Source organism: Xanthomonas sp. NCPPB 1068 (assembly GCF_041479385.2).
GTDB classification, from domain to species: domain Bacteria; phylum Pseudomonadota; class Gammaproteobacteria; order Xanthomonadales; family Xanthomonadaceae; genus Xanthomonas; species Xanthomonas cannabis.
In genome coordinates this window covers 3531636-3557628 of the sequence record NZ_CM192986.1, presented here as the reverse complement: position 1 = coordinate 3557628, position 25993 = coordinate 3531636, and the positions used below count along the sequence as shown (strand labels likewise).

24 protein-coding genes and 1 pseudogene are annotated in these 25993 nt (G+C 62.0%); 16 read left to right on the top strand and 9 right to left on the bottom strand.

Features of this window, described 5'->3' with window-relative positions; all coding sequences use genetic code 11:
• Nucleotides 1-96: 96 nt before the first annotated feature.
• From ACCQ12_RS15005 to ACCQ12_RS14990, 4 genes and pseudogenes are all read right to left on the bottom strand, one after another.
• Nucleotides 97-305: pseudogene (locus ACCQ12_RS15005) on the bottom strand (SymE family type I addiction module toxin); the annotation flags it as partial.
• A 47-nt stretch (nt 306-352) separates the two neighbouring features.
• Nucleotides 353-976 (bottom strand): dephospho-CoA kinase, encoded by a 624-nt coding sequence (gene coaE, locus ACCQ12_RS15000; RefSeq protein ID WP_372382098.1) that lies wholly within the window; start codon nt 974-976, stop codon nt 353-355.
• Nucleotides 977-989: 13 nt separating this feature from the next.
• Nucleotides 990-1853: a prepilin peptidase gene (locus tag ACCQ12_RS14995; protein WP_046343941.1), complete on the bottom strand. Its 864-nt coding sequence runs from the start codon at nt 1851-1853 to the stop codon at nt 990-992.
• Nucleotides 1854-1859: 6 nt separating this feature from the next.
• On the bottom strand, nt 1860-3119 hold the full coding sequence (locus ACCQ12_RS14990; RefSeq protein ID WP_372383630.1) for a type II secretion system F family protein: 1260 nt from the start codon (nt 3117-3119) through the stop codon (nt 1860-1862).
• 405 nt (nt 3120-3524) lie between these two features.
• Between ACCQ12_RS14990 and ACCQ12_RS14985 the strand changes: the two genes are divergently transcribed.
• The 5 genes from ACCQ12_RS14985 (at nt 3525) to ACCQ12_RS14965 (ending at nt 8442) form a co-directional block, all read left to right on the top strand.
• The gene (locus ACCQ12_RS14985; protein ID WP_249048336.1) at nt 3525-3935 is read left to right on the top strand and encodes a pilin; all 411 of its coding nucleotides are present in this window, start codon (nt 3525-3527) and stop codon (nt 3933-3935) included.
• A gap of 72 nt (nt 3936-4007) precedes the next feature.
• A complete protein-coding gene (locus tag ACCQ12_RS14980) occupies nt 4008-6092 on the top strand; it encodes an MFS transporter (protein WP_372382097.1) in 2085 nt (694 codons plus the stop codon).
• Complete coding sequence (locus tag ACCQ12_RS14975) at nt 6085-7275, top strand: glycosyltransferase family 2 protein (RefSeq protein ID WP_372382096.1); 1191 nt, start codon at nt 6085-6087, stop codon at nt 7273-7275. The genes ACCQ12_RS14980 and ACCQ12_RS14975 overlap by 8 nt, the downstream gene beginning before the upstream one ends.
• A 1-nt stretch (nt 7276) precedes the next feature.
• Nucleotides 7277-8068 (top strand): glycosyltransferase family 2 protein, encoded by a 792-nt coding sequence (locus tag ACCQ12_RS14970; protein WP_372382095.1) that lies wholly within the window; start codon nt 7277-7279, stop codon nt 8066-8068.
• Complete coding sequence (locus tag ACCQ12_RS14965) at nt 8065-8442, top strand: DMT family transporter (RefSeq protein WP_372382094.1); 378 nt, start codon at nt 8065-8067, stop codon at nt 8440-8442. Before ACCQ12_RS14970 ends, ACCQ12_RS14965 begins: the two co-directional genes overlap by 4 nt.
• A 3-nt stretch (nt 8443-8445) precedes the next feature.
• On the opposite strand, the gene ACCQ12_RS14960 is transcribed toward ACCQ12_RS14965, so the two are convergent.
• Complete coding sequence (locus ACCQ12_RS14960; RefSeq protein ID WP_372382093.1) at nt 8446-8940, bottom strand: class I SAM-dependent methyltransferase; 495 nt, start codon at nt 8938-8940, stop codon at nt 8446-8448.
• Nucleotides 8941-9549: 609 nt separating this feature from the next.
• Between ACCQ12_RS14960 and galE the strand changes: the two genes are divergently transcribed.
• The 3 genes from galE to ACCQ12_RS14945 all read left to right on the top strand — a co-directional run bounded on the left by galE (nt 9550) and on the right by ACCQ12_RS14945 (nt 12744).
• Entirely contained in the window at nt 9550-10527 is a 978-nt protein-coding gene (gene galE, locus ACCQ12_RS14955) for a UDP-glucose 4-epimerase GalE (RefSeq protein ID WP_372382092.1), read from the top strand.
• A 112-nt stretch (nt 10528-10639) separates the two neighbouring features.
• On the top strand, nt 10640-12376 hold the full coding sequence (pilB, locus tag ACCQ12_RS14950) for a type IV-A pilus assembly ATPase PilB (RefSeq protein ID WP_372382091.1): 1737 nt from the start codon (nt 10640-10642) through the stop codon (nt 12374-12376).
• Between the two features lie 248 nt (nt 12377-12624).
• A complete protein-coding gene (locus ACCQ12_RS14945) occupies nt 12625-12744 on the top strand; it encodes a pilus assembly protein (RefSeq protein WP_104579922.1) in 120 nt (39 codons plus the stop codon).
• A 424-nt stretch (nt 12745-13168) separates the two neighbouring features.
• Here ACCQ12_RS14945 and ACCQ12_RS14940 read toward each other — a convergent pair whose 3' ends face one another.
• Together ACCQ12_RS14940 and ACCQ12_RS14935 are read right to left on the bottom strand one after the other, a co-directional pair.
• The gene (locus ACCQ12_RS14940; RefSeq protein ID WP_372382090.1) at nt 13169-14563 is read right to left on the bottom strand and encodes a sigma-54-dependent transcriptional regulator; all 1395 of its coding nucleotides are present in this window, start codon (nt 14561-14563) and stop codon (nt 13169-13171) included.
• Between the two features lie 550 nt (nt 14564-15113).
• The gene (locus ACCQ12_RS14935; protein ID WP_047695066.1) at nt 15114-16727 is read right to left on the bottom strand and encodes a sensor histidine kinase; all 1614 of its coding nucleotides are present in this window, start codon (nt 16725-16727) and stop codon (nt 15114-15116) included.
• Between the two features lie 232 nt (nt 16728-16959).
• Here ACCQ12_RS14935 and sucC point away from each other — a divergent pair, with 232 nt between their 5' ends.
• Complete coding sequence (gene sucC / locus ACCQ12_RS14930) at nt 16960-18129, top strand: ADP-forming succinate--CoA ligase subunit beta (RefSeq protein ID WP_039405518.1); 1170 nt, start codon at nt 16960-16962, stop codon at nt 18127-18129.
• A gap of 24 nt (nt 18130-18153) precedes the next feature.
• A complete protein-coding gene (gene sucD / locus ACCQ12_RS14925; RefSeq protein ID WP_005921370.1) occupies nt 18154-19029 on the top strand; it encodes a succinate--CoA ligase subunit alpha in 876 nt (291 codons plus the stop codon).
• A 31-nt stretch (nt 19030-19060) separates the two neighbouring features.
• On the opposite strand, the gene ACCQ12_RS14920 is transcribed toward sucD, so the two are convergent.
• Nucleotides 19061-19582, bottom strand: coding sequence for a hypothetical protein (locus ACCQ12_RS14920; RefSeq protein WP_372382089.1), 522 nt, complete (start codon nt 19580-19582; stop codon nt 19061-19063).
• A 141-nt stretch (nt 19583-19723) separates the two neighbouring features.
• On the opposite strand from ACCQ12_RS14920, the gene ACCQ12_RS14915 reads away from it, so the two are divergent.
• Both ACCQ12_RS14915 and ACCQ12_RS14910 read left to right on the top strand, forming a co-directional pair.
• Complete coding sequence (locus ACCQ12_RS14915) at nt 19724-20116, top strand: endonuclease domain-containing protein (RefSeq protein ID WP_184388242.1); 393 nt, start codon at nt 19724-19726, stop codon at nt 20114-20116.
• 1 nt (nt 20117) lies between these two features.
• Nucleotides 20118-21758: an NAD+ synthase gene (locus ACCQ12_RS14910; protein WP_047695069.1), complete on the top strand. Its 1641-nt coding sequence runs from the start codon at nt 20118-20120 to the stop codon at nt 21756-21758.
• A 146-nt stretch (nt 21759-21904) separates the two neighbouring features.
• Here ACCQ12_RS14910 and ACCQ12_RS14905 read toward each other — a convergent pair whose 3' ends face one another.
• A complete protein-coding gene (locus tag ACCQ12_RS14905; protein ID WP_104579921.1) occupies nt 21905-22786 on the bottom strand; it encodes an outer membrane protein assembly factor BamD in 882 nt (293 codons plus the stop codon).
• Nucleotides 22787-22906: 120 nt separating this feature from the next.
• Between ACCQ12_RS14905 and rluD the strand changes: the two genes are divergently transcribed.
• The 4 genes from rluD to ACCQ12_RS14885 are packed head-to-tail and all read left to right on the top strand — an operon-like array spanning nt 22907 to nt 25727.
• Entirely contained in the window at nt 22907-23902 is a 996-nt protein-coding gene (gene rluD, locus ACCQ12_RS14900; protein ID WP_372382088.1) for a 23S rRNA pseudouridine(1911/1915/1917) synthase RluD, read from the top strand.
• A gap of 1 nt (nt 23903) precedes the next feature.
• Entirely contained in the window at nt 23904-24719 is an 816-nt protein-coding gene (gene pgeF / locus ACCQ12_RS14895) for a peptidoglycan editing factor PgeF (RefSeq protein WP_372382087.1), read from the top strand.
• A gap of 20 nt (nt 24720-24739) precedes the next feature.
• Nucleotides 24740-25246, top strand: coding sequence for a DUF4166 domain-containing protein (locus tag ACCQ12_RS14890; protein WP_338121476.1), 507 nt, complete (start codon nt 24740-24742; stop codon nt 25244-25246).
• 25 nt (nt 25247-25271) lie between these two features.
• A complete protein-coding gene (locus ACCQ12_RS14885; RefSeq protein ID WP_372383629.1) occupies nt 25272-25727 on the top strand; it encodes a thiol-disulfide oxidoreductase DCC family protein in 456 nt (151 codons plus the stop codon).
• Nucleotides 25728-25993 lie beyond the last annotated feature (266 nt).

Genomic DNA, 25993 nt, shown 5'->3' with positions numbered 1-25993 from the left:
CACCCGCACTCCCGTAGGAGCGCACCCGGGCGCGACAGCCTTGCCCATAGCGCCCCAAGGCAGCGGCTTCAGCCAACAACCGCACCAAAACACAGCTCAGCGCTCGACCACCGTCACCACCAGTTCGCCCTCGCGCGCCGTGATCTGCAGCTTGCAGCCAACCGAAAACCCCAACTGCTCCGGCCACAGCCCGCGCAGGCGCACGCTGGGAACCCGCTGGCTGTGCGACCGGCCGCGCTCTACTTCGTAGACACTCTACCTGCCGTGCACCGCGTGGGCGTGCACGCTGTGCGAGGCGGCAATGACTGCAGATTCACCGCAGCGGAATTTCGAATACAGAGTTTTCAGGCGCTCAGAGCTGGCTTCGACGTGCTTGAAGCGCGTTTCTGTAAACCGCATCCAATCGTTGAGCGCTTTGCGCTAACAGTTCCGCATTGCCCTCGTTGCTGACGATGTCGTCGGCGATGGCCAACCGCTGTTCGCGAGAGGCTTGGGCAGCAATCATCTGATCAGCCAGTGCCGATGTACCGCCATCGCGCTGCATCAGGCGAGCGTGTTGAAGTTCCACCGGCACGTCGACGACAAGAATGCGGTCCAGCCAGGAATAAGTTGCTCGGCCACCCGCTTCGGTCAGCAAGGGGATTGCGACGATGGCGTAAGGGCCCACAGCTTCCTGTGCGGCGCGTTGCAGCTCAGCGCGGATGGCAGGATGAGTGATCGCCTCTAGTGCTCTGCGTTGGGCTGCATCGCCGAAGACGATTTTGCGTAAGGTCTGCCGGTCCAGCGTGCCATCCGGCAACAAGATGCCTCGACCAAAACGGGCCGTGATTGCATCAAGGATGAGGCCCGGCGCGACAACCTGCCGTGCAACAGTATCGGCGTCGACAACCGGCGCGCCCAGCTTCTCGAACTCGGCGGCGAGGGCGCTCTTGCCGGAGGCAATGCCGCCAGTGAGGCCGACGATGAAGTCGCTCATCGTCGTGCCCTGGTCAACGCAGGCCTGCGAAGTGCAGGTAGCCGTCCACCAGGTCGTTGCCCCAGAAGAACACCACCCAGCCGGCGATGGCGAGGTAGGGGCCGAACGGGATCGGGGTGGCGCGGTCGCGGCCCTTGGCCACCAGCCAGGCCGAGCCCAGGATGGCGCCGACCAGCGAGGAGATCAGGATGATCGGCAAGATGCCTTTCAACCCGCACCACGCACCAAGCGCGGCCAGCAGCTTGAAGTCGCCGTGGCCCATGCCTTCCTTGCCGGTGAGCTGCTTGAACAACCACCACACGGTCCATAGCGACACATAGCCTACCGCCGCGCCCAGCAGGGCGGGTTTGGCCGGCATATAGAGGTTGTCCATCGAGCCGACCAGGCCCAGCCACATCAGCGGCAAAGTCAACTGGTCCGGCAGCAGCTTGTGGCGCAGGTCGATGCCCGACATCGCCACCAAAAAGCAGCTCAGAACGATCGCGCCGAAGCCTTGCCAACCGAAGCCGAAGCGCCAGACGCTGGCCACGCACAGGATGGACGTCAGCAACTCCACCAGGGGGTACTGAATCGAGATCGGTTTGCCGCTGTAGCGCGACTTGCCGCGTAACATCAGCCAGCTGAAAAGCGGGATGTTCTCCCACCACTTGAGCTTGTCGCCGGTGACCGGGTCGTGCGAGGGCTCCACCACGATCCCCGGCGGCGGTGGCTCATAGATGTCCGGCAGCTCCAGGATCTCGCGCGCATCGCGCCGCCACTGCCACTCCATGCGCTTGGGCAAGCGCAGGATCACCACGTTCAGGAAGCTGCCGATCAGCAGTCCCAGTCCGGCCGCGGCAGGAAAGCCGAGACCGGGATGCTGGTCGAGAAATGCCATTACGTCTTATCCAACCACTGCGCCGAGTTTGAAGATCGGAAGATACATGCCGATGACCATGCCGCCGACGATGGTGCCAAGGAAGACCATGATCATCGGCTCTAGCAGACTGCTCAACGCGTCCACAGAATCGTTGACCTGTTGTTCGAAATACTCGGCAACCTTGAACAGCATGGTGTCCAGCGCACCGGCCTCTTCGCCGATAGCGGTCATCTGCACCACCATGTGAGGGAACAGTCCGATCTGCTTCATGGCCATGTTGACCGGGTAGCCGACCGATACATCATCGCGCATGCGCAGCACGGCTTCTTCGTAGACCTTGTTGCCAGTGGCGCCGGCGACGATGCCTAGCGCTTCCACCAATGGGACACCAGCTTTAAAGGTGACGGCCGTAGTGCGCGCGAAGCGCGCGACAGCGCTGTTATGCATGATCTGTCCGATCACCGGCACCTTCAAAATCACCCGGTCCATGCCATGCTGCATTCTTGGCGATCGCTTATAGGCAAAGAGGAAGCCGACCACGGAGCCTACACTTAAAATCAGCATCACCCACCAGTAAGACACCATTACATTCGAGGCAGCAACGATCATCTGCGTGAACGCTGGTAATTCGGCGCCGAATTCGCGGAACACGGCCTCGAACTGGGGTACGACGAAGATCAATAGGATGGCGCTTACAATGATCGATACTGCGACGACCATTGCGGGGTAAAACAAGGCTTTCTTGATCTTGGATTTGAGTGCTTCCAGATTTTCCTTGTACGTCGCAATTGTATCTAGAACCGTCTCGAGTACGCCAGCGCCTTCGCCAGCGCGGATCAGGTTGCGGTAGAGCTCGTCGAACTGGACCGGGTGCCTGCTGATGGATTCGTATAGGGATGATCCACCTTCGATGTCGGTGCGGATTTCCCCGACCAGCTTTTTCATCCTTGGGTTCTTTTGTCCATCGCCAATGATCTCAAGCGAGCCGACAATAGGCACGCCCGACTTCATCATTGTTGCCATCTGGCGGCTGAAGAACGCGATGTCCTTCGGTTTGATTGGCTTGCCAGCACTGCCGAAAAGTGGTTTTGGCTTGGGCTTAACGATGCTCGGCACAATCCCTTGGCGTCGTAGATCGGCCCGGAGGAAGTTGGCGTTCTTTGCCAATTGCTCGCCCTTCATCTTGACGCCGCGTTTGTCTATGCCCTCCCACACAAAGGTCTGCACCAAGCTTGTGCTGCGGTCGATAGGCTGTTTTTTGATGGCACTGCGCGTTGCGGACATGTTCATTCCCCAAGTCCAGCCATCCCCAGGCCGGAGTAAGTGCTCATGGTAGCTGGTTCCTGCGAGCCTGGCACGGGCGGGCCTTAAAACTTACCCACGGTTGCTCTTGCCGAATTGGTCGACATGTTTAGTAGGCCTACAGTGACCGCTCTTTACCACCCGTTTTGTCGGGAAGTGACGCTTGGCGTCACTTCGTAGGGTGAGTAGCAGATTTTTCCCATTCGACTTACATTCCTTGCCACAACTGCCGAACATCGGTACGACATCTCTTCCCGGTGTATCGGTGTAAAGTTGGCACGCAATTTGCTTTAATTTTTGGCAGGACCTCCCGCAGGGCGCGATGTTGCTGACGTCGGAAGTCCCGCAAAAGCCGTTTCACCAACTCACTCTCTAGGGGATGTACTCATGAAGAAGAATCAGCAGGGCTTTACCCTGATCGAATTGATGATCGTTGTTGCGATCATCGCCATCCTGGCTGCTATCGCGCTGCCGGCCTATTCCGACTACACGAAGAAGGCGAAGGTGTCCGAAGTGATCTTGGCTGCTTCCTCGGCTCGTACCGCTGTCGCCGAGTTTGCTGCCGGTACCGGCGCGCTGCCGAATGCCAGCTGGACACCTGAAACGCAGTCCTCAAAGTATGTCAATGGCATCGCCTGGGATGGCTCTAAGATCACTGCCACAGCACAGGGCATCCCGAGTGTGTCAGGTAATATCACTCTCACTGCCAACATGAACGCTACCACCCAGCAGATCGATTGGACTTGTGGTGGCTCGATTCCCGCTAAGTATCGTCCGGGTACCTGCCAGGGTCCGTGATCGTTTGACGGTAGCCTGTGCAGCCAATTTTTAATATGCACTTGAAAATCGGGTAATCAAAAGAGCCCCGCGATGCGGGGCTCTTTTTTTGCGCTGTATCAGTGCTCTGTAACGATTAGGAATTTCAAGATCGGACTCTTTCTGATGGCTCCAGGAATTCAACCGCAAATTTCCAAACGACTTTCCTGGCATAGGCCAGAAGGTTTTGCGCTGTATTGCACGTTCATTGTCCTTGCTGCCATGATTTTAGTACTCAAGGCCGGTCGTGACACGCCCTGGGATTACTTGAGCTACCACGCATATTCGGCCTACCTGTTGTTCCATGATCGGCTGGCACAAGACTACTTCGCGGCCGGCCTACAAGGTTATATGAACCCGATCGGGTTCCTGCCCTTCGCGTTGACCCAATTGGCCGGCTTTAACAGCATCGCCACTGGCTTGCTGCTGGCGACGTTGCATGCCATGAACGGCATTTTCTTGCTGCTGATCTGCAGGCATTTGGCGCGCCTTAGCCCTTCACTGACCAGTGTGCTGATTCCGGGCTGTGTGTTGGGCATGGTCTCGCCCCTCCTGCTTTCGCATCTGGGTAGCACCTTTACCGATCCCATCGGTTCAGCCTGTGTGCTGGGCGCCGTCTGGTTGGCCCTGTCTCCCTCTACGCCGCGGCGGCAATTTGGCGCCGGGGTCTTCATCGCCGCCGCACTTGCCATCAAGCTTTCCAATGTTGTTTTTGCAATGGCGATGCTGCCAGTGCTGCTATTGGCGTTAAGGCACTTGGGGGCGCGCGAGGGCGTGCGTCAGTGCGTCTACTTTGCTGCGGGCGGCGCGCTGGGTTTAGCGGTGTTCCAGGGGTATTGGAGCTACAAGCTGTATGCCTTGACCGGCAACCCGGTTTTTCCTTTTTTCAATGGCTTGTTTCAGTCGCCGTTGATTCCCACTCAATCCCAGTCGGTGGGCCGGTTTGTACCAGCAGATTTCCAGGAATTCGTGACCATCCCGCTGGATCTGGCGCGGTACACCTCTTGGGCGCATCTGGAGCTGCCAGCCCCGACGATCGTGCCTTTGGCGGTTGTCACTGTTGGTCTCGCGTTGGCCGGGAAGTGGCTACTCGTGTTGATGCGCTGTCGTCGTCCGGTGCTGGAGGCAGCTACTCCCACGGTACAGTTGCTCCTGTTCTGCGTAGTTTCTGCGGTGCTGTGGGCTTTTACCTCAGGCAATGCCCGTTATGGGTTGCCGCTGTTCTTGTTGGCTGGTCCAGTATTGGCTTTGCTGCTCAATGCATTGTGTGTGAAACGCTTCGCGGTTCTTGTGGTGTGGTTGGTGTTGCTCTTTCAATTATTCATGACCTGGGATGCACGGATCATCCGCTGGCGCAGCCAAGAATGGGCACAGGAGTGGTTGTCAGTTGATGTGCCGGCTAGCCTGCGGAATCGTCCGGCGCTGTTCATTTCGCTGGCGTTGCAGTCGCAATCGAATCTGGTGCCGTATTTGCATCCAGACTCGTCTTTCGTCCATTTGAACAATGGGCATTTTACTGTGCCCAGCACTGGTCCGGCTTCTGTTCCTTTTTGGCGTCTTTTAGACAGATTTGGCGGCCGAGCCAAAGTGGTCCTGCAGAAGCCTGAATTGCTGGACCAGAAAATTGGTGTTCCGCGATTGGTGGAGCAGGGGGACAGCTACTTGGACCGGGTATCGTTGCGCATCGTGCCGGGTAGTTGTATTGCTGTGGCCGTGAACAAGGCTCCCGGTTATCGCATAGGTCTCAATCGTAATTTATCCATGCCGCGCGGCCAGGACCTGTTGATCTGCGATGCAGTGCGTTCGCCAACGCGGTACGCTGTCCCAAGGGCGAGGGCCGAACAGATCATGAACGCTTTTGAGGATAAATGTGGAGATCTGTTCGTGCCGCGTCGACCTCAGATCGAGCTAGTAGGGGACGTATGGGTGCGCGTATATCCTAAATACGACAGTGCAGTGCTCATCGTCAGTTATGACAAGCATTACATCTCCTATCTGCTTACCGGGCAGTTCAACGGAGTGGTGCTTGGCACCCCAGAGACGTGGAAAGAAGACCTCAAGAAGTTTGATTGCCGACTACCCTATGGCGGGTTGCGCGGCTACAAGGGATTTGCAGCGGAGGTAGGGCAGCATGAGTGAGATTGCAGAAGAGGCGGCGGTCGATGAGGCATTCGAGTTGACGGTGCTGATGCCGTGCCTCAATGAGGCTAATAGCGTAGCGCTGTGCGTGCACAAGGCACTCGGCTTCTTGGCCACTTTTGGCGTGAGAGGTGAGGTATTGGTAGCGGACAATGGTTCCACCGATGGGTCTCAGGCATTGGCCGAGTCGGCGGGCGGGCGGGTGGTGTCAGTGGCTCGACGGGGTTACGGCGCTGCGTTGCGTAGCGGGATCGCGCATGCGCGCGGTCGCTACGTGATCATGGGCGACGCTGATGACAGTTACGACTTCTCCGCACTCATGGGTATGCTGCAAGCACTGCGTAATGGTTCTGACTTGGTGATGGGCAATCGCTTTCAAGGCGGTATCGAGTCGCAGGCGATGCCTTTCCTGCATCGCTATCTCGGCAATCCAGTACTGAGTTTCCTCGGTCGGCTGTTTTACCGTAACAATATTGGCGATTTCCACTGCGGTATTCGCGGTTTTCGTGCCGATGCGATTCGCAGTTTGCGCCTAAACTCGGACGGTATGGAGTTCGCCAGTGAGATGGTTGTCAAGAGCGCATTGCATCGATTGCGTATCAATGAAGTGCCCGTGACCTTACACAGAGATAAGCGTGGTCGTCCTCCTCACTTACGGACTTGGCGTGATGGTTGGCGACATTTGAAATTTCTGCTGCTGCATAGTCCGCGTTGGTTATTTCTACTTCCCGGTGCGCTTCTGACCCTGATGGGACTGGTGGCGATGATCGCTATCGGCGCACATTCGTGGCTTGTAGGAGGTCTTGGACTGGATATCCATACCCTGTCTTACTCAGGTGCTGCCATTACACTTGGTGTGCAAATGCTACTGTTCGCCTTACTCACTCGCTATGTGGGTGCCCAGCGCGGTTGGTTGCCCGAAAGTGACTTTACCAAGTGGTTCGCTACGCATTTTAGCCTGGAAGTTGGGCTGCTTCTGGCAAGTGCGGCATTTCTGGCAGGTTTGGGGCTGTCCGGCTATGCATTAACTACCTGGGCGGCGCATGATTTTGGAGCGCTAGATCCGCGAGCGATGATGCGCCTCGTTATCCCGTCGGTGACTTTACTGGCGGTTGGAGGCGAGTTGGGGCTTTCTGCATTCGTCATCGAGGCTATCCGCCAGCCGTCGCGTACCGAGACTTGAAGTGCCGCTGACACATAGCTTTGTCGTAGTCGCGCACGGGCAGTCGCCGCATCTCGTCGATTGCCTGCGTTCGTTGGCCGCGCAGACGCGGCCTTCGCCGGTGGTCATCTCCACTTCGACCCCGTTTGATGGGCTTTCCGTGATTGCCAGTTCATTTGGTGCGAGTCTTCACGTGCATGGTCCCAATCGCGGAATCGGTCGTGACTGGAATGAGGCGCTCGATGCTACCGATACGGATCTAGTGACATTGGTGCATCAGGATGACCTGTATTCTCCCAGCTTTGCCGCCCAGACACTGATGGCATTTTCCAGGAATGAGAAGGCGGTGTTCGCTTTCTGTGATAGCGATGAGGTATGGGGGGACGGTAGCAAGCGCAAGTTTCCATTCAATCACTGGGTTAAGCAGGTGATGGTGTCTTTGGCGACTTGGCCTGGGCATCAAGTGAGGGGGCGCATAAAACGGCGTCTTTTGCTCGGCTTCGGCAATCCTGTGATATGTGCTTCAGTCACACTCAATCGCAGGCAATGCAGAATATTTCGTTTTCGCGAAGATCTGCGTACCAACATGGACTGGATAGCTTGGTTGCAACTATCTGAGCGAAAAACTGTTGTTCGCCTCAAGCATTGCTTGCTCACTCGTCGCGTTCATATGCAAAGCGCTACTAGTCAGTGTATATCCGATGGGGCGCGCCTGACTGAGGATCGGCTAGTTTTTGATTCGCTATGGCCGTCCTGGTTGGCCTCACTCATTTTGTTTTTCTATCGGTTCTCTCATTCCGGGTATGACAGTTGAAGAGTTTTCTCTACTTGCTTGTGGCCGCTAGTACGATGTGCACGTTGGTTGCCCAGTTGCTGCTGAAACGCGTCGTGGGAGCGCCAGAGGCCCGGCTTGCCATGCAGGGGGGGGTGTTGGATTTTATCCCTCATGTCGTGAGTAATCCGTTCGCTTGGTTGGCGCTCGCAATCCAGGTCTGCGGCTATGTGATTTGGCTATTGGTGCTAAGCAGGGAGAAGATGGCTGTAGCTTTCGCAATTTCTGGTTCGTTCTTTTACTTGGTTGTTGGCTTGGCAGGCTGGATTTTTTATGCAGAGCGGCTATCCATGGCGCAGTGGTTGGGCATGTGTCTGATATCTGCGGGCGTATTGCTGATTGCCTATCGCGGTTGATCCTTAGTCCACGATGCGCGCGGTCACGATGTTCTCGTTATAGGTAAACCAACTTCCAGCCCATTCTGGGAATGGATACGAAATGCCTTCAATTTCCTGTAAGCCCAAGCGATCTGCAAATTCCATCAGCGCCGCCAGGTTGTAGTAGCTCAAGTGAGTGGGGTCTGCTCTGTAGCCACGTGCTTGAGGGGTGATCAGCAAGACCTTGCTGCCAGGCCGTAACTTGGTCAAATACCCCGACAAGATCTCGTGCCCTTGCTGAGCGGTTAGGTGTTCGACCATATGGGCACAGAGGAGACCGTCGAAACAAGCCCCCGATGCATGGAATCGTTGACCGAAGGCTGTTGTATCGACCACGTCCAGGCCGCGCAAGCGCGCAGCACCTACCATGTCGATATTGTGATCAACGCCAACGGAGCCTGGCGGGAGAACTTTCAACAGTCGCCCGAAGCCACAGCCGACATCCAGAATGCATCCTTTGGGGAAGATACGACGCACGAGCCGTTGATATGGGTACTGCACTGGCAGGACCCGCTTCCACCAAGCGGAAGAGCGTGATTGCAGGTGGCTTGAGTATGACGCGTCTTCAGTTTTCAATGGGGGGCCTGCAGGTCTCAGTGGAATATGCTGGCTAAGGGGTGCCGGCTGCTCGCAGGCTGCCCAGTAGTGGACGAAAACAAGAGGTCGTTCAGCCCGACTCTCTGCACTGAGTGGGCATTAGAAATCGTGCCAGCTTGACTGCTGAGCCTACAGTGGTCAAGGAAGGTAGGGGCGACGGGTCGATGAGCGTTGCGGCAGAATAGGTTTGTCAATGGGGCAATGCGCAAATAGGGAGGGGCGTGACGTCCGTCGCCAGCGCTAGTAGATATTTTACGGAAAGTAATCTCGTGCACCCTTGCCACAGCTAGTATCATTCGACGGTGGGAGGCCGAGATGGTGATGGATCAGATTCTGATCGTTAACGATGGCAAGGGTCGCGTGTGATCAGCTGGCTTGGAAGGGTATGCCCACGCACAGGTTAAAGCAGCGCCAAGTAGTGAGCGGCCCCCTAGCTGGGGCGATATGCAGAATTCTAGGGAATGATTGACCGAACGTGGAGTCAGCCAGATGTGGAACGTCCTTGTCTGTGGGGGGGCTGGGTACATCGGCAGCCATATGTCGCAGTGGCTAGCCGACCAAGGGCACTCAGTGACTGTGCTGGACAATCTTTCAACCGGCCATCGGCAGGCAGTGAAGTGGGGAGAACTTATTCAGGCAGATCTGCTGGATGAGGCGTCGCTCGCGCCCGTTTTCGCAAAACGTACTTACGACGTTGTAATGCATTTTGCCGCTAAGTCGCTGGTGGCAGCATCCGTGGACGATCCACTGACGACCTATCAAAACAACGTGACGGGCACATTGAACCTTCTCGCGCAGATGCGCCGGCAGGATGTCGGCAAGTTGGTGTTCTCTTCTACTGCGGCGGTTTTTGGGCAATCACCGATGGTGCTGATCGATGAGCAGCAACCGATGCATCCGATCACGCCATATGGCTCCAGTAAGTTAATGGTAGAACGTATTCTGGCCGATGCGTGGATGGCCTATGGCCTGTCCTCAGTGTCACTCCGCTACTTCAATGCCGCAGGTGCATTGGCTGAGCATGGCATTGGTGAAGCACACGTATGCGAGACTCACCTGATCCCCAACGCTTTAAGGGCAGCCGCGGGACGAGCGCCACCGCTGAAAGTATTTGGCACGGACTACCCCACGGAGGATGGCACCTGTATCCGTGATTACTTGCACGTCCAAGACATTGCTAGTGCTCATGCGCTTGCAGTTTCTTTTCTTGAGCGCAGTCCAGGGGCGCATCAATTCAATTTGGGCAGCGAGCAGGGCTATTCCGTCATGGATATCGTCGCAGCGGCTGAGCAGGTTGTAGGGCGACCCGTGCCATTTGAACTGGTCGGACGACGGCCCGGTGACCCGGCGCGACTTGTGGCATCCAGCGCTAAGGCCCGACATGTTCTGGGCTGGAGGTGCCAATGGCAGAATATGACCAGCATCATCGATAGTGCCTGGCGTTGGCATCGTGCGCAGATCTTCTAGGGCTGTTGGATGGTTTGCCAGAGTACATAAGGGATTAGGCGGTTACGATGTCATCTCAGATTCGATGCCTCGGTCGCCATGCACGGCGCCTCGGACTCAGTAAAGGATACGAATGAACGTTGTCAGTACCGCTAACCTTGTCGGAATCACTGGCCTAGCGCGCCGCTTGGTCCAAGACGGAGCGCTGGATGAAGCCGTTGCTCGCGATGCAATGGAGAAAGCAGCTGCAGCCAAGCTGCCACTCCCAATATGGCTTGCCCAGAACAAGGTCGTAGGCGCGGCACAGCTGGCCGCCGCGAATGCGGTTGAGTTTGGCATGCCCTTGCTGGACGTATCAGCGTTCGACGCCAGCCAAAGTGCCCTCAAGCTGGTTAGTGAAGAGTTGCTCCAAAAGTACCAAGTGCTGCCGCTGTTCAAGCGCGGCAACCGGTTGTTCGTGGGGGTGAGCAATCCGACTCAGACCCGGGCGCTGGATGACATCAAGTTTCATACAAACCTGGTAGTTGAGGCGATTCTTGTTGACGAGGATCAGATCCGCCGGACACTTGAGCAATGGCAGGCCAGCAATGCGTCGCTTGGTTCGTCGCTGGGAAGCGACGACGACGACATGGGTGATCTGGATGTGTCGGCCGGGGACGAGGACATGGGCGCCGGCGGGGATTCCGGGGTCGATGCCAAGGGGGACGACACGCCGGTGGTGAAGTTCGTTAACAAGGTGCTGGTGGATGCGATCAGGCGGGGAGCCTCCGACATCCATTTCGAACCTTATGAAGACGACTATCGGGTGCGCTTGCGCATCGACGGACTGCTGAAGAACGTGGCGAAGGCGCCGGTGAAGCTGAACCAGCGCATCGCGGCGCGTTTGAAGGTGATGTCGCAGCTGGATATCGCCGAGAAACGGGTGCCGCAGGACGGGCGCATCAAGCTCAATCTGTCCAAGACCAAGCAGATCGACTTCCGTGTGAGTACCTTGCCGACCTTGTTTGGTGAGAAGGTGGTGCTTCGTATCCTGGATGCCAGTGCGGCCAAGTTGGGTATCGAGAAGCTGGGCTACGAGGCGGATCAGCAAAAGCTGTTCCTGGAAGCGATCCACAAGCCTTATGGCATGGTGCTGGTGACCGGACCGACTGGTTCGGGCAAGACGGTGTCGCTGTATACGGCGCTGGGCATCCTCAATGATGAGACCCGTAATATTTCCACGGCTGAGGATCCGGTCGAAATCCGCCTGCCTGGCGTCAATCAGGTGCAGCAGAACGTCAAACGCGGCATGACGTTTGCTGCGGCGCTGCGCTCATTCCTGCGCCAGGATCCGGACATCATCATGGTCGGCGAAATCCGCGACCTGGAGACGGCCGAGATTGCGATCAAGGCGGCGCAGACTGGTCACATGGTGCTGTCGACGCTGCATACCAACGATGCGCCGCAGACCATCGCGCGTTTGATGAACATGGGGATCGCGCCGTACAACATCACCTCGTCGGTGACCTTGGTCATCGCGCAGCGCCTGGCGCGGCGGTTGTGCAACCATTGCAAGCGCAAGTCGTCGCTGCCTGAAAATGCGTTGCTTGCTGAAGGCTTTACGCCAGAGCAGATCGCTGCCGGGATCGAACTGTATGAGGCGGTGGGCTGCGACGAATGCACCGAAGGCTACAAGGGGCGCACCGGTATCTACCAGGTGATGCCGATGACCGATGAGATTGGCGCCATTGTGCTGGAAGGCGGCAATGCAATACAGATCGCCGAGGCCGCGCAGAAGATTGGTATCCGCGATCTGCGGCAGTCGGCGTTGATGAAGGCTGCGCACGGGGTGACCAGCTTGGCTGAGATCAATCGGGTGACCAAGGACTGAGGGCCCTCATCCGCCCTTCGGGCACCTTCTCCCGCAGGCGGGAGAAGGGGGGTAATGCGATGCAATCGCCGCGGCGTCGCAGGAGATTGGTATCTGCGATCTGCGATCTGCGGCAGCCGGCGTGATGAAGGCTGCGCACGGGATGACCAGCTTGGCTGAAATCAATCGAGTGACCAAGGACTGAGCGCCCTCATCCGCCCTTCGGGCACCTTCTCCCGCAGGCGGGAGAAGGGAGCGGGCGGCATGCGATGCAGAGTGTCGAGGCGTCGCAGAAGATCGGTATCCGCGATCTGCGGCAGTCGGCGTTGATGAAGGCTGCGCACGGGGTGACCAGCTTGGCTGAGATCAATCGAGTGACCAAGGACTGACGGCCCTCATCCGCCCTTCGGGCACCTTCTCCCGCAGGCGGGAGAAGGAGGCGGTGGTAAATGCGATGCAATCGCTGAGGCCTTGCAGAAGATCGGTATCCGCGATCCGCGGCATGCGGTTTTGATGAAGGTTGCGCACGGGTGACTCGCCTGGCCAAGATCGATCGCGTAATCAAGGACTAAAGGCCGGGGATTGGAATCGAGAAGGGATTGGGGATTCGGGAATGGGGAACGGGAACTGGAATGGGAAAAGCCTGGGATCTGTACGTCCTGGGCCTTTTTGGCTGGATAAGCGTCAACCATTGCAGCGGGCTACAGGCAAGGTGATGCATGCATGAGCCGAGCCATGGCGGCGTCTCCCGCGGGAACCACTGCGGCCTGCGCCTGCGCTGTTACGATTCCCGATTCCCGATTCCCAGCTTTCCTACTCCATCCCCAACTTCTTCAACTTGTAACGCAACGCCCGAAACGTGATACCCAGCTGCGCGGCAGTCTTGGTCTTGTTCCAGCGGTTTTCTTCCAGCGCTTTCTGGATCGCGGCGCGCTCCAGCTGCTCGATATAGGAGGGCAGTGCGGCGGACGCCGGGTCGATGTCGTGGACGGCTTCGCGCGGTTCGACCGCGGCGCTGCCGGGGGCGGCGGCGTGGCGGTGGCCGCCGTGGGCGGGCAGGCGCAGGTCGCTGGCGCTGATCTGGTCGTCCTCGGCCAGGGCCAGGGCGCGTTCGAGGATGTTTTCCAGCTCGCGCACGTTGCCGGGGAAGCCGTACTGGTCCAGCGCGTCGAGCGCCGAGGGCGTCAGAAGCGGGATCGGGCGGCCATGGCTGTGCGCCAGCCGGGCGATGATGGCAGCGGCCAGTTGCGGCAGGTCGCCACCGCGTTCGCGCAGCGGCGGGACGCGCAGTTCGATCACGTTGATGCGGTAGTACAGGTCGTGACGGAAGCGGCCGTCGGAGACCAGGTCGCCCAGGTCCTTGTGGGTGGCCGACAGGATGCGGACGTCCACCAGGGTTTCGCTCGACGCGCCGACCGGGCGCACCGACTTTTCCTGGATCGCGCGCAGCAGCTTGACCTGCATCTGCAGCGGCAGCTCGGCCACTTCGTCCAGGAACAGCGTACCGCCGTGTGCGGCCTGGAACAGGCCCGGCTTGTCGGCATGTGCGCCGGTGAAGCTGCCTTTCTTGTGGCCGAAGAACTCGCTTTCCATCAATTCGGCCGGGATCGCGCCGCAATTGACCGGCACGAAGGGGCCGGCCGCGCGCGCGCCCTGCTCGTGGATGGTGCGCGCCACCAGCTCCTTGCCCACGCCCGATTCGCCGACGATATAGACCGGCGCCTGGCTGCGCGCCACCTTGCCGATGGTGGCGCGCAGGCTTTCCATCGCGGTCGAATCGCCCAGCAAGCGGCTGGCCTGTTCCGGTGGCGGCGGTGGCGGGGTGGGGCGGTCGCGGTTGTTCAATTCCAGCGCGTGCTTGACCAGGCCACGCAACACGCCGATGTCCACCGGCTTGCTCACGAAGTCGAAGGCGCCGGCCTTCAGCGCTTCCACGGCCAGGTCCATGCTGCCGAAGGCGGTGATCATCGCCACCGGGGTCTGCGGGTGGTACCTGGCGATTTCGGTGACCAGTTCGATGCCGTTGCCGTCGGGCAACCGCATGTCGGTCAGGCACAGGTCGTACGGGTTGTTGGCCAGTAACTCGCGCGCTTCGGCCAGGTTGGCGGCGGTGCTGATGCGCAGGCCCATGCGGCCCAGGGTGAGAACAAGCAACTCGCGGATATCTCGCTCGTCATCGACAACCAGGGCGCTTTTGGGTTCGTTCATCCTGCGCACGATAGCCCAGCGCGATGACAATCGACAATTGCCGCGCCCTTCGGGCTCAACGATTCACTTGGTGCACGCAGCTCGACTGCGCTTCATCGCTGTGAGACTCGGCGGCGGCGTGGGCAGCGTATGCGGAGCCCAAGCTGCGGAAGAGCCGGTGCTTTCCAACGCTGGGTCAGTCCACCTCCGCAAGGGACGTGCGGGCGTGAGCCATTTCAGGCTTCACCACTCGGGCCGGACCTGTGTCGCGCGATGCCGCGCGGTGAGCGGCTGATTCTGCTCGCTGGCCCGATCATCGCCTTGCGGGATGCGCCGGAACTGGGTGCGTAACACGCGCTGCAACTGGCGCGAGCTGCGCTCGGGCGGCAGCCCTTCGGCCCTGGTCTGGCGCAGCGAGAGGTGCGGCCACCGCTGCAGCTCACATGCTCAATGCGGCAAGGTGTCGCCATCGTTTGCGGCCATTGATGCCCACGGCACTGACGATGCCCGGCACTGCGAACCAGCCAATCCCGCCAGCCGAACGTGCGCATGTCGCTCCTTACCGTCCTGCTTATTTCCCGAGCAAGCCGTTGGGTGCCTGCAGGACGATCCGGAAACAGGCGCCGCCACCCGGCACCGAGACATAGTCCAGTTGTGCCTGGTTGGCGCGGCACAGCTCCTGGGCGATGTACAGGCCTAGCCCCGTGCCATGTTCGGAGGTGGTATAGAACGGGCGGAACAGTTGTGCGGCAACGGTTTCCGGAATGCCCGGGCCGCGGTCGATCACGTCGATCACTGCGGTGCGCTCCAGGCGTTCGACGCGCAGCTTCACCCGCGCCGGTTCGTCCAGCACACGGCCGTACTTGAGGGCGTTGTGGACCAGGGCGGTGAGGATCTGGTGCAGATGCTTGGGGTCGACCAGGGCATGCACAGAGCTGCCCTGGATGCTGGCTTCCAGGATGTCGGTTTCCATCGATAGCGTCTGCCGGTACTCGACCACGAAGCGACGCACGAACGCGGCCAGGTCCAGATTCTCCGGGCTGGCGCGTTCGCGCCGGGCCAGGCCGAGCACGCTTTCGACGATGCCGTTGGTGCGTTGGCACTGCTGGTGGATGATCTGCAGCAGCCGGCGGTCGGCGTCGCCGATGTCCGGCGATTCTTCCAGCAGCTGGGAGGCGTAGCTGATCGCCGCCAGCGGGTTGCGGATTTCGTGCGCCAGGCTGGCAGAGAAGCGGCCCATCGCCGACAGGGTCAGCGATTCGGCGCGGCGCGAGACCACCGTGGCATCGTCCAGGAACACCAGCACCAGGTCGCTGTCGGCCAGCAGGCGGACGAAGCGTGGCTGCACCTCGGGGCGGTCGGCGCCGAGCTGCAGTGGCGCTTCCTCCTGCCGCCAGCCGCTGCGCCAGCGTTGCAGCCGGCGCGCCAGTTCCGGGGTGAGCGCGGCCAGCGACAGGTCGGTCGGTGCCTTGCGCTGGTCGCCATCGCCCAACAGCGCCAGCGCCGCTTCGTTGGCCAGGCTGATGTGATTGTGCGCATCCACCACCAGCACGCCGGTACGCATGCGCCGGATGATCAACTCGTTGATCTCGTACAGATTGGCGACCTGCGCGCCGCGTTCTTCGGCCAGCACCTGGTTGCTGCGCGCGCGCGAGGCGATCTGTTCGCAGATGAAGGCCACCGCGACGTAGCTGGTGGCGAACATGGCCAGCTCGGCCAGCGGCCGGGTGGCGCCGCCGCCTTCGAGCAACGTCCACAGGTATTCGAGCACCATGCCGCTGCTGGCGAGCACCGCGATGCCCATGCCGTAACGCAGCCGCAGCAGGATCGAGGCGGCCGCCACGTTGAACAGCAGCATCATCGCGATGCCCGCACTGGCACCAGGCAGGGCATGCGTGGCCAGGGTCGCGGCCAGGATATCGGCGATCACCGCACACAGGACGGTGGCGGTCAGCCGGCGTTCGTTGCGGCCCCAGAACAGCAGCGGGATGGCCAGGCACAGGTAGCCGATCGCCACCGCCGCGCCCAGCCGGGGGTAGCGCGGCTCCGGGATGGCGTCGGACAGGGGGCTGAACACCAGCGCGGCGATCAGGCCGGCCACCAGCACCCGGTACAGCGAGAAGAAGTACAGCTCGCGCTGCGGCGCGGACTGGATCCGGTCGATGAGCGATGCGCTGGATGCCAAGCCGATTCCCCGCCGTAACAAGCCGCGAGTATAGGCAGGTGCGGCGGCATGCACAGCGTGTGCGCACATTGCCGGGCGGCGCGCAAGCTGTGCGATTGCACGGCCAATTCCGGCGAATTTTGCGCCGCACGGCGTGGTCGGCCACAATAGGCGGCCCGTTCGCGTCCCATGACGTGCCGCCTAGGCGGACTGCGTTGCACGCAGCGGTCGTTTCCTTTTCCCACGGTGACGCATGAATTTCCACGAATACCAGTCAAAACAGCTGCTTGCCGAGTACGGCATCCCCGTTCCGGCCGGCAAGGTCGCGGCGACCCCGGACGAAGCGGTTGAAGTCGCCAATTCCCTGGGCCAGGGCCCCTGGATGGTGAAGGCGCAGATCCACGCGGGCGGCCGCGGTAAGGCTGGCGGCGTCAAGTTCTGCAAGACCACCGACGATGTGAAGGCCGCAGCGGCCAAGATGCTCGGCACCAAGATGTCGACCTACCAGACCGCCGGCGTCGAGCTGCCGATCAACCTGGTGCTGGTGACCACCGCCGGCGAGATCGTCAAGGAGCTGTACCTGTCGATCCTGGTCGACCGCGGCACCAAGACCATCACCTATATCGCCTCGTCCGAGGGTGGTGTGGAGATCGAGCAGGTGGCGGCCGAAACGCCGGAGCTGATCCACTCGCTCAACGTCGATTTCGTCGAAGGCGTGCAGGGCTATCACGGCCGCGATTTCGGTTTCAAGCTCGGCCTGAACGCCAAGCAGGCCGGCCAGTTCGCCAGCATCATGGTGAACCTGTACCGCCTGTTCAACGAAAAGGACCTGGCGCTGGTTGAAATCAACCCGCTGGCGATCCTGGACGACGGCAACCTGTACGCGCTGGACGGCAAGTTCGACAGCGACGACAACGCCGCGTTCCGTCAGAAGCAGCTGGTCGCCATGCGCGACAAGACGCAGGAAGACGAGACCGAAGTGACCGCTTCGGAGCTGGACATCAACTACGTCACCATGGACGGCAACATCGGTTGCATGGTCAACGGCGCAGGCCTGGCCATGGCCACCATGGACGTCATCAAGCTCAATGGCGGCGAGCCGGCGAACTTCCTGGACGTGGGCGGCGGTGCGAACAAGCAGCGCGTCATCGAAGCGTTCAAGCTGATCCTGTCCTCGGACAAGGTCGAAGGCATCTTCGTCAACATCTTCGGCGGCATCGTCCGCTGCGACATGATTGCCGAAGGCATCATCGCCGCGGTCAAGGAAGTGGGCGTCAAGGTTCCGGTCGTGGTGCGCCTGGAAGGCACCAACGTGGAAGAAGGCAAGCAGCTGCTGCGCGACAGCGGCATGGCCATCATCCCGGCCGACAACATCAACGACGGTGCCAAGAAGGTCGTCGAAGCTGTCAAGAACGCCGCCTGATTCACGACACCGAAGGAACTATCCATGTCCGTTTTGATTAACAAGAACACCAAGGTGATCGTGCAGGGCTTCACCGGCCAGCAGGGCACCTTCCACGCCACTCAGATGGTCGAGTACGGCACCCAGGTCGTCGGCGGCGTGACGCCCGGCAAGGGCGGCACCACCCATATCAATCTGCCGGTGTTCAACACCGTTGCCGATGCGGTCGAGGCCACCGGCGCCGATGCATCGGTGATCTACGTGCCGCCGCCGTACGCGGCCGACGCGATCCTGGAAGCGGCTGCGGCCGGTATCAAGGTCATCGTGTGCATCACCGAAGGCATTCCGGTGCTGGACATGCTGCGCGTCAAGAACGTGCTGACCCGCTCGCATCCGGACACCGTGCTGATCGGGCCGAACTGCCCCGGCGTGATCACCCCGGGCGAGTGCAAGATCGGCATCATGCCGGGCCACATCCACAAGCCGGGCAAGATCGGCATCGTGTCGCGTTCGGGCACGCTGACCTATGAAGCGGTCAAGCAGACCACCGAAGTGGGCCTGGGCCAGAGCACCTGCATCGGCATCGGTGGCGACCCGATCAACGGCCTGAACTTCGTCGACTGCCTCAAGCTGTTCAACGAAGACCCGCAGACCGAAGGCATCATCATGGTCGGCGAAATCGGTGGCGACGCCGAGGAAGCCGGTGCCGAGTACATCAAGAACCACGTCAAGAAGCCGGTCGTCGGCTTCATCGCCGGTGCCTCGGCGCCGGCCGGCAAGCGCATGGGCCACGCCGGTGCGATCGCATCGGGCGGCAAGGGCACTGCCGAAGGCAAGTTCGCGGCGATGGAAGCCGCCGGCGTCAAGACCGTCCGTTCGCCGGGCGATCTGGGTGCGGCGATCGCTGCGCTGGTGAAGTAAGCAACGTCCCGCGCGCGTACGCGTGTGAGCGTTAGAGAGGCCGCCTTCGGGCGGCCTTTTTTGTGGGTGTTTGGAAGCGTTCCCTCATCCGCCCTTCGGGCACCTTCTCCCGCAGGCGGGAGAAGGAAGCAAGAGCAACAGCAAGAGCAACAGCAACAGCAAGAGCAACAGCAACAGCAAGAGCAACAGCAACAGCAACAGCAACAGCAAGAGCAAGAGCAAGAGCAAGAGCAACATCAACAGCAACAGCAACAGCAACAGCAACAGCAAGAGCAACAGCAAGAGCAACAGCAAGAGCAACAGCAAGAGCAACAGCAAGAGCAACAGCAAGAGCAACAGCAAGAGCAACAGCAAGAGCAACAGCAACAGCAAGAGCAACAGCAAGAGCAACAGCAAGAGCAAGAGCAAGAGCAAGAGCAAGAGCAAGAGCAACAGCAAGAGATGCTGCTGGATCGTGGTCCAAGAAATGCCGGGCCGATCGTTGCCTGCTTGATAGACAGAGCACGTCACGGCCACGCAACTTTCGCAGCTCAACCCCCGCCGGCTGCGACATCCCCTCTCCCACTTGCGGGAGAGGGGTAGGGGTGAGGGCAGCCTCCCACGAGGCGATCTCCCACGCCAAAGCGCCATCAACACCGATAGCGCCACCCGGGCGGCGCAAGCCATCTTGGCCATCCTCCTGCCGGAAATGTCCATGCGCCACGCCGCCAAGACAGGATTCGCCAAACACCTGCGTCGTGAAATGACCGCCGCCGAGCGCGCGCTTTGGTATCGGTTGCGAGATCGACGCCTGCTCGGCTTCAAGTTCCGGCGTCAGTTTCCGGTAGGGCCCTACATCGTCGATTTCGTCTGCCTCGCCCGGGCGTTGATCGTCGAAATCGACGGTAGCCAGCACCTGCTGCCCGGCGCGGATGCCACGCGCGATGCCTTCCTGCGCTGCGAGGGCTTCCAGGTGCTGCGCTTCTGGAATAATGCAGTTCTGGCCAGCGGCGACGACGTCTGCGAGATGATCGCGCGGGGTCTGCTTGCGGCTCGTTCCTCCCTTCCCGCTTCCGTGCTTCGGAAAACACACGCACAAGGCCGTTGACATGTCCCAGACGCTCCGCATCGCCATGGCCCAGTTCGACTTCCCGGTCGGCGCGGTGGCCCAGAACACCGATCGCATCATCGACTTCATCGCAGCCGCACGCGACGAGTTCGATGCGGACATCGTGCTGTTTCCCGAACTGGCGATCAGCGGCTACCCGCCAGAAGACCTGCTGCTCCGTCCGGGGTTCCTGGCGCATTGCGAACAGGCGCTGGCGCGGATCGCCGCCGCCACGCGCGGCATCGTGGCGGTGGTCGGCTGGCCGCAGAGTGCCGGCAGCGTGGTCTACAACGCGGCCAGCGTGTTGCGCGACGGGCGCATCGAGGCGACCTACCGCAAGCGCGAATTGCCCAACTATGCGGTGTTCGACGAGCGCCGCTACTTCGACGTGGATCCGGATGGCGACAGCTGCGTGGTCACGGTCAAGGGCGTGCAGGTGGGCGTGGTGATCTGCGAGGACCTGTGGTTCGCCGAGCCGCTGGCCAAGACGGTGCAGGCCGGCGCCGAGCTGGTGCTGGTGCCCAACGCCTCGCCGTACGAGCGCGGCAAGCACGCCCAGCGCGATGCGCTGCTGGCCGAGCGCACCCGCGAGAGCGGGGCCGCGATTGCCTACCTCAACGTGGTCGGTGGACAGGATGCGCTGGTGTTCGACGGCGCGTCGGTGGTGGCCGATGGCAACGGTACCGTGCACCCGGCCGCTGCCGCGTTTGTGGATCAATGGCTGGTGGTGGACTACGCGGCCGGCGAGCGCAGCTTCACCCCGGTGGTGTGGGTGGACGACGGCGACGAAAGCATGGACGCGCTGGCGTGGCGTGCGGTGGTGCGCGGGCTGCAGGACTATTGCCGCAAGAACGGTTTCAGCAAGGTGTGGCTGGGCCTGTCCGGCGGCATCGATTCGGCGCTGGTGCTGGCGATGGCGGTGGATGCGCTGGGCGGGGAGAACGTGACCGCTGTGCGGCTGCCCTCGCGTTATACCGCCAACCTGTCCAACGACCTGGCCGACGAGCAATGCCGCGCGCTGGGCGTCAAGCTGGAAACCATCGCGATCGAGCCGGCGTTCGAGGGGCTGCTCGCCGCGCTGGGGCCGATGTTCGAGGGCACCCAGCCGGACATCACCGAGGAAAACCTGCAGTCGCGCAGCCGCGGCGTGATCCTGATGGCGTTGTCCAACAAGTTCGGCGGGCTGTTGCTGACCACCGGCAACAAGAGTGAATACGCGGTGGGCTACGCCACCATCTACGGCGACATGTGCGGTGGCTATGCCCCGCTCAAGGACCTGTACAAGACCGAAGTGTTTGGCCTGGCCAAGTGGCGAAACACCGTGGGCGGGGCGCCGGTGATTCCGCCGGCGGTGATCGCGCGCCCGCCCTCTGCCGAACTGCGCGACAACCAGACCGACCAGGATTCATTGCCGCCGTACGACGTGCTGGACGGCATCCTGTATCGCTATGTCGATCAGGAGCAGTCGCGCGATGACATCGTCGCTGCCGGATACGCGGCCGACACGGTGGAGCACGTGCTACGCCTGGTGCGGCTGAACGAGTGGAAGCGTCACCAGGCTGCGCCGGGGCCGAAGGTATCGCGGCGTGCGTTCGGGCGCGAGCGGCGCTACCCGATCACCAACGGCTATAGCGGGCAGTAACGCTCCCAAGGCCCCGTTGCGGCAATGTCGTAGAACTGGTTGCCGGCGCGCGCGTGGCGGCGGCCTCCCTCACGCTGGCAGGACCTGCCCAATAAACAAAGGGGCCTTGCGGCCCCTTGTTGTGCTTCACGCGACGGTCGAAGATCTCAGTCGCGATTCATCTGTGCGTTGCGCTGCCCGGTGGCGGCGGACTTCTCGCCGGCGAACGGGTTGAGCTTGCGGATGGCCCAGGGGTACTTCGGCCAGTTGCCGGTCAGCCACGGGTGCTGCGGGCTGTTGAGCTCGAGCACGCGGCGTGCGTCGGCGGCCAGGGTCTTGTTGCCCAGGTGCGTGTAGGCCTCGGCCAGCACGGCGACCGCATCGTATTGATAGGCGCTCTGCGGATAGGTTTCCAGCAGGTAGTTGGCACGGCCGGCCGCCGACACCCACGCGTTGCGGCGCAGGTAATACAGCGCATTGTCCAGCTCATGCTGGGCGAAGATGTCGCGCAGCTCGATCATGCGCTTGCGCGCATCGGCGGCGTAACGGCTGTTCGGGTAGCGGTCGGTGACGGTGTTGAAATCGTTGTAGGCCTGCTGCGGCGAGGACAGGTCGCGGCGGCTCGGGTCCAGCGACCACACCCGGCGCAGGAACACCGTGTCGCGGTTGCTGTTGGCCAGCCCGCGCAGGTAGTACAGATACGAGATGTTGCGATGGGTCGGGTAGGTCCGGATGAAGCGGTCGACGCTGGAAACGGTGTCGTCGTGCTTGCCGGCCTTGTACTGCGCGTAGGCGGTTTCGATCATCGCCTGCTCGGTGTAGGGCCCATACGGGTACTGGGCGATCAGCCGCTTGTAGCTGGCTTCGGCGCCGGCCCAGTTGCCTTTCTCCATCAGACCATGGCCCTTGCCATAGAGCTGCTCGACCGGCATGCCCTCGTCGGGATTCTTGTCCTTGGCGCCGCGGTGGCAGCCGGTGACGACGAACGCCATGACCAGCATGAGGGCAATCAGGCGCGCAGGCGCGGAAAACGTGGACCGTCGGATCATGGGTCTGGGCAGGACGCATCAGGAAAACGAAAGCGCGATGATAGCCTAGTGGCCTGTCCGGCGACTGACTCCTGCCGTCCGGACCCCCAAATTCCCGTTTTTGCCTGAGTGCCCGTGTCCATGTCCGACCCCTCTGCCGACTTCACCGACCCGTCCATCCGTCAGGCCACCGTGCCCGACAGCGCCGCAGGGCGCCGTTTCGATGCGGTGCTGGCCGAGCTGTTTCCCGAATTCTCGCGCTCGCGGCTGGCGGAGTGGATCAAGTCCGGCGACGCGTTGCTGGATGGCGAAATCGCGCGTCCGCGCGACAGCCTGCGCGGCGGCGAGAGCGTGCAGCTGCAGGTGGTGCTGGAAACCCAGACCCACGCCGCGCCGCAGGACATCCCGCTGAACGTGTTGTACGAGGACGACCAGGTGCTGGTGATCGACAAGCCGGCCGGCTTGGTGGTGCATCCGGGCGCGGGCAACCCGGACGGCACCCTGGTCAATGCGCTGCTGTTCCGCGACCCGGCGCTGTCGGCGGTGCCGCGCGCCGGTGTGGTGCACCGCCTGGACAAGGACACCAGCGGCGTGATGGTGGTGGCGCGCACCGTGCAGGCGCAGGCCGCGCTGGTGGAGCAGCTGTCTGCGCGCGATGTGCATCGCCAATATCTGGCGGTGGTGGTCGGTGCGCTGGTGTCCGGCGGCACCGCCAATGCGCCGATCGACCGCCATCCGCGTGATCGCCTGAAGATGGCCGTGCGCGACGACGGCCGCGATGCGGTCACCCACTACCGCCTGCGCGAGCGCTTCCGGGCGCATACCGCGCTGGAATGCCGTCTGGAAACCGGGCGCACCCATCAGATCCGTGTGCACATGGCCCACCTGAAATCGCCGATCGTCGGCGACCCGCTGTACGGCGGCGCGCTCAAGCTGCCAAAGGGGGCCACCGACGCGCTGGTGCACGAGCTGCGGACCTTCAAGCGGCAGGCGTTGCACGCCGAAACCCTGGAATTCCTGCATCCGGTCAGCGGCCAGCCAGTGCGCGCCACCGCGCCGGTGCCGGCCGATCTGCAGCGCCTGATGACCGCCCTGCGCGAGGACAGCGCACGCGCGGCCGAACTGGCGCGTCGCTGAAGTGACCGGGTCCGCGCCGTTCGTCCTGCCCGCCGACTGGCCGGCGCCCCCTCGCATCCGGGCCCTGACCACCTTGCGCTACGGCCTGGGCGAATCGGTGCCCCCGTTCGACACGCTCAATCTGGGCAACCGCAGCAGTGCCCAGGGCGATGCGCCCGAGCGGGTGCAACGCAATCGGGCGCTGCTGGCGGATGCGCTGGCCTTGCCCAGCGCGCCGTGGTGGTTACGGCAGGTGCACGGTGTCGAGGTCTTGCGGGTGGAGACGCCACCGCCCGGGTTGGTGGCGCAGCCAGGGGGCGGCGGCGATGCAGTGCCGGGCGCGCACGAGCCCAGCGCCGATGCGGCGGTGACCGCGGTGCCGGGCGTGGTGCTGGCGATCCTGACCGCCGATTGCCTGCCGGTGGTGCTGGCTGCGCGGGATGGCAGCGAGGTGGCTGCCGCCCATGCGGGTTGGCGCGGGCTGGCCGACGGCATGCTGGAGCGCAGCGTCGCCGCCATGCGCACGCCGGCAGCACAGGTCATGGCGTGGCTGGGACCGGCGGCAGGGCCAGACATGTACGAGATCGGCGAAGACGTGTTCAACGCCTTCGTCGGCGGCGACGCGCAGGCGCAGGTGGCGTTTGTCGCCACCCGTCCGGGCCATTGGCGGGTGGATCTGTATGCGCTTGCGCGGCAGCGCCTGCAGCGTGCCGGCGTGCCGGCTGCGGCGATTCATGGCGGCGGGCTGTGCACCATTGCCGATGCCGGGCGCTTTTTTTCGCATCGCCGCGATCACCGCAGCGGGCGCATGGCCACGCTGGCCTGGATCGCGCCCTGAGCACGCCACTGTTCGCGCAGGTGCTGGGCCAGGCCGCATTCGCGCAATTGCCCGCGCCGGTGCGTGCGCTGCATTCGGTGCAGCAGCGCCAGACCTTCGCCGGCAGGGCGCAGATCCAGCGCGGGCGCCATGCCCTGGTGCCGTTGCTGGCGCTGCTGAGCCGCTTGCCACGCAGCGGCACGGTCGCGGTGGACGTGGAGTTTCTGGTCGATGCGCAGGGCGAGCGCTGGCATCGCCGATTTGACGGCCTGCCGATGCATTCGAGGTTATGGCGGCATGGCCGTGCACTGCGCGAGCACCTTGGCGCGGTCCGGTTCGAGTTTGCGCTGCACGCCGATGCCGATGCGTTGTACTGGCAGGCGACCGGCGTGTGGGCGTTTGGCTGGATTCCGCTGCCTGCACGCTGGTTCGAGCAGGTGCGCTGCCGCGAGCATGCCGACACCGGCCGCTACGGATTTTTCGTCGACGTGCACCTGCCGCTGGTAGGGCCGTTCATTCGCTACGAGGGCTGGCTTGAACCGCGTTGATCCGCCGGGCGTTGAACGCGCCCACCTGGAGCCGGCGTGCCCGGAGCCGCCTCGTGGGGCGCCGCCCGGCGGGGAGCCACGCGCTGCGCCCGTAACCATCGTGTTCGATGGCGTGTGCCTGCTCTGCAACGGCTGGGTCAAATTTCTGTTGCGCCACGATCGACGCGGGCGCTATCGCTTTGCGGCGATGCAGGGCCAGGCCGGGCGCGCGTTGTTGCAGCAGCACGGGCTGGATCCGGACGACCCGCTGTCGTTCCTGCTGGTGGATGCCGACGGTGCGTGGACCGACAGCGACGCGATCGTGCGGGTGCTGTCCGGGTTGGGCGGCTTCTGGCGGCTGGCCACGCTGGCGCGCGTGCTGCCGCGCGGTGTGCGCGACATCGGCTACCGCCTGATCGCACGCAACCGCTACCGCTGGTTCGGTCGCACCGAGCACTGCATGCTGCCGACCCCGCAGCAGCGCGAGCGGTTTATGGACTAGCGCCCCAACTAGACGTAGGAGCGCACCTGGGCGCGATCGGGCATTACCGACAAAGCTCCGTCGCGCCCAAGCGCGCTCCTACGACTGCGCGCTGATTTCTATGATGGCTTGTTGATACGGAGTGCTGTTCGGCCGCGTGCGTTGGATCTGTGGTGGCGGACAGGCACGTCAGTCTGGTGTAGGAGCGCACCTGGGCGCGATGCGGCATTACCGGGAAAGCTAATCGCGCCCGGGTGCGCTCCTGCGGTGATTCTGCGCGTGGGGTG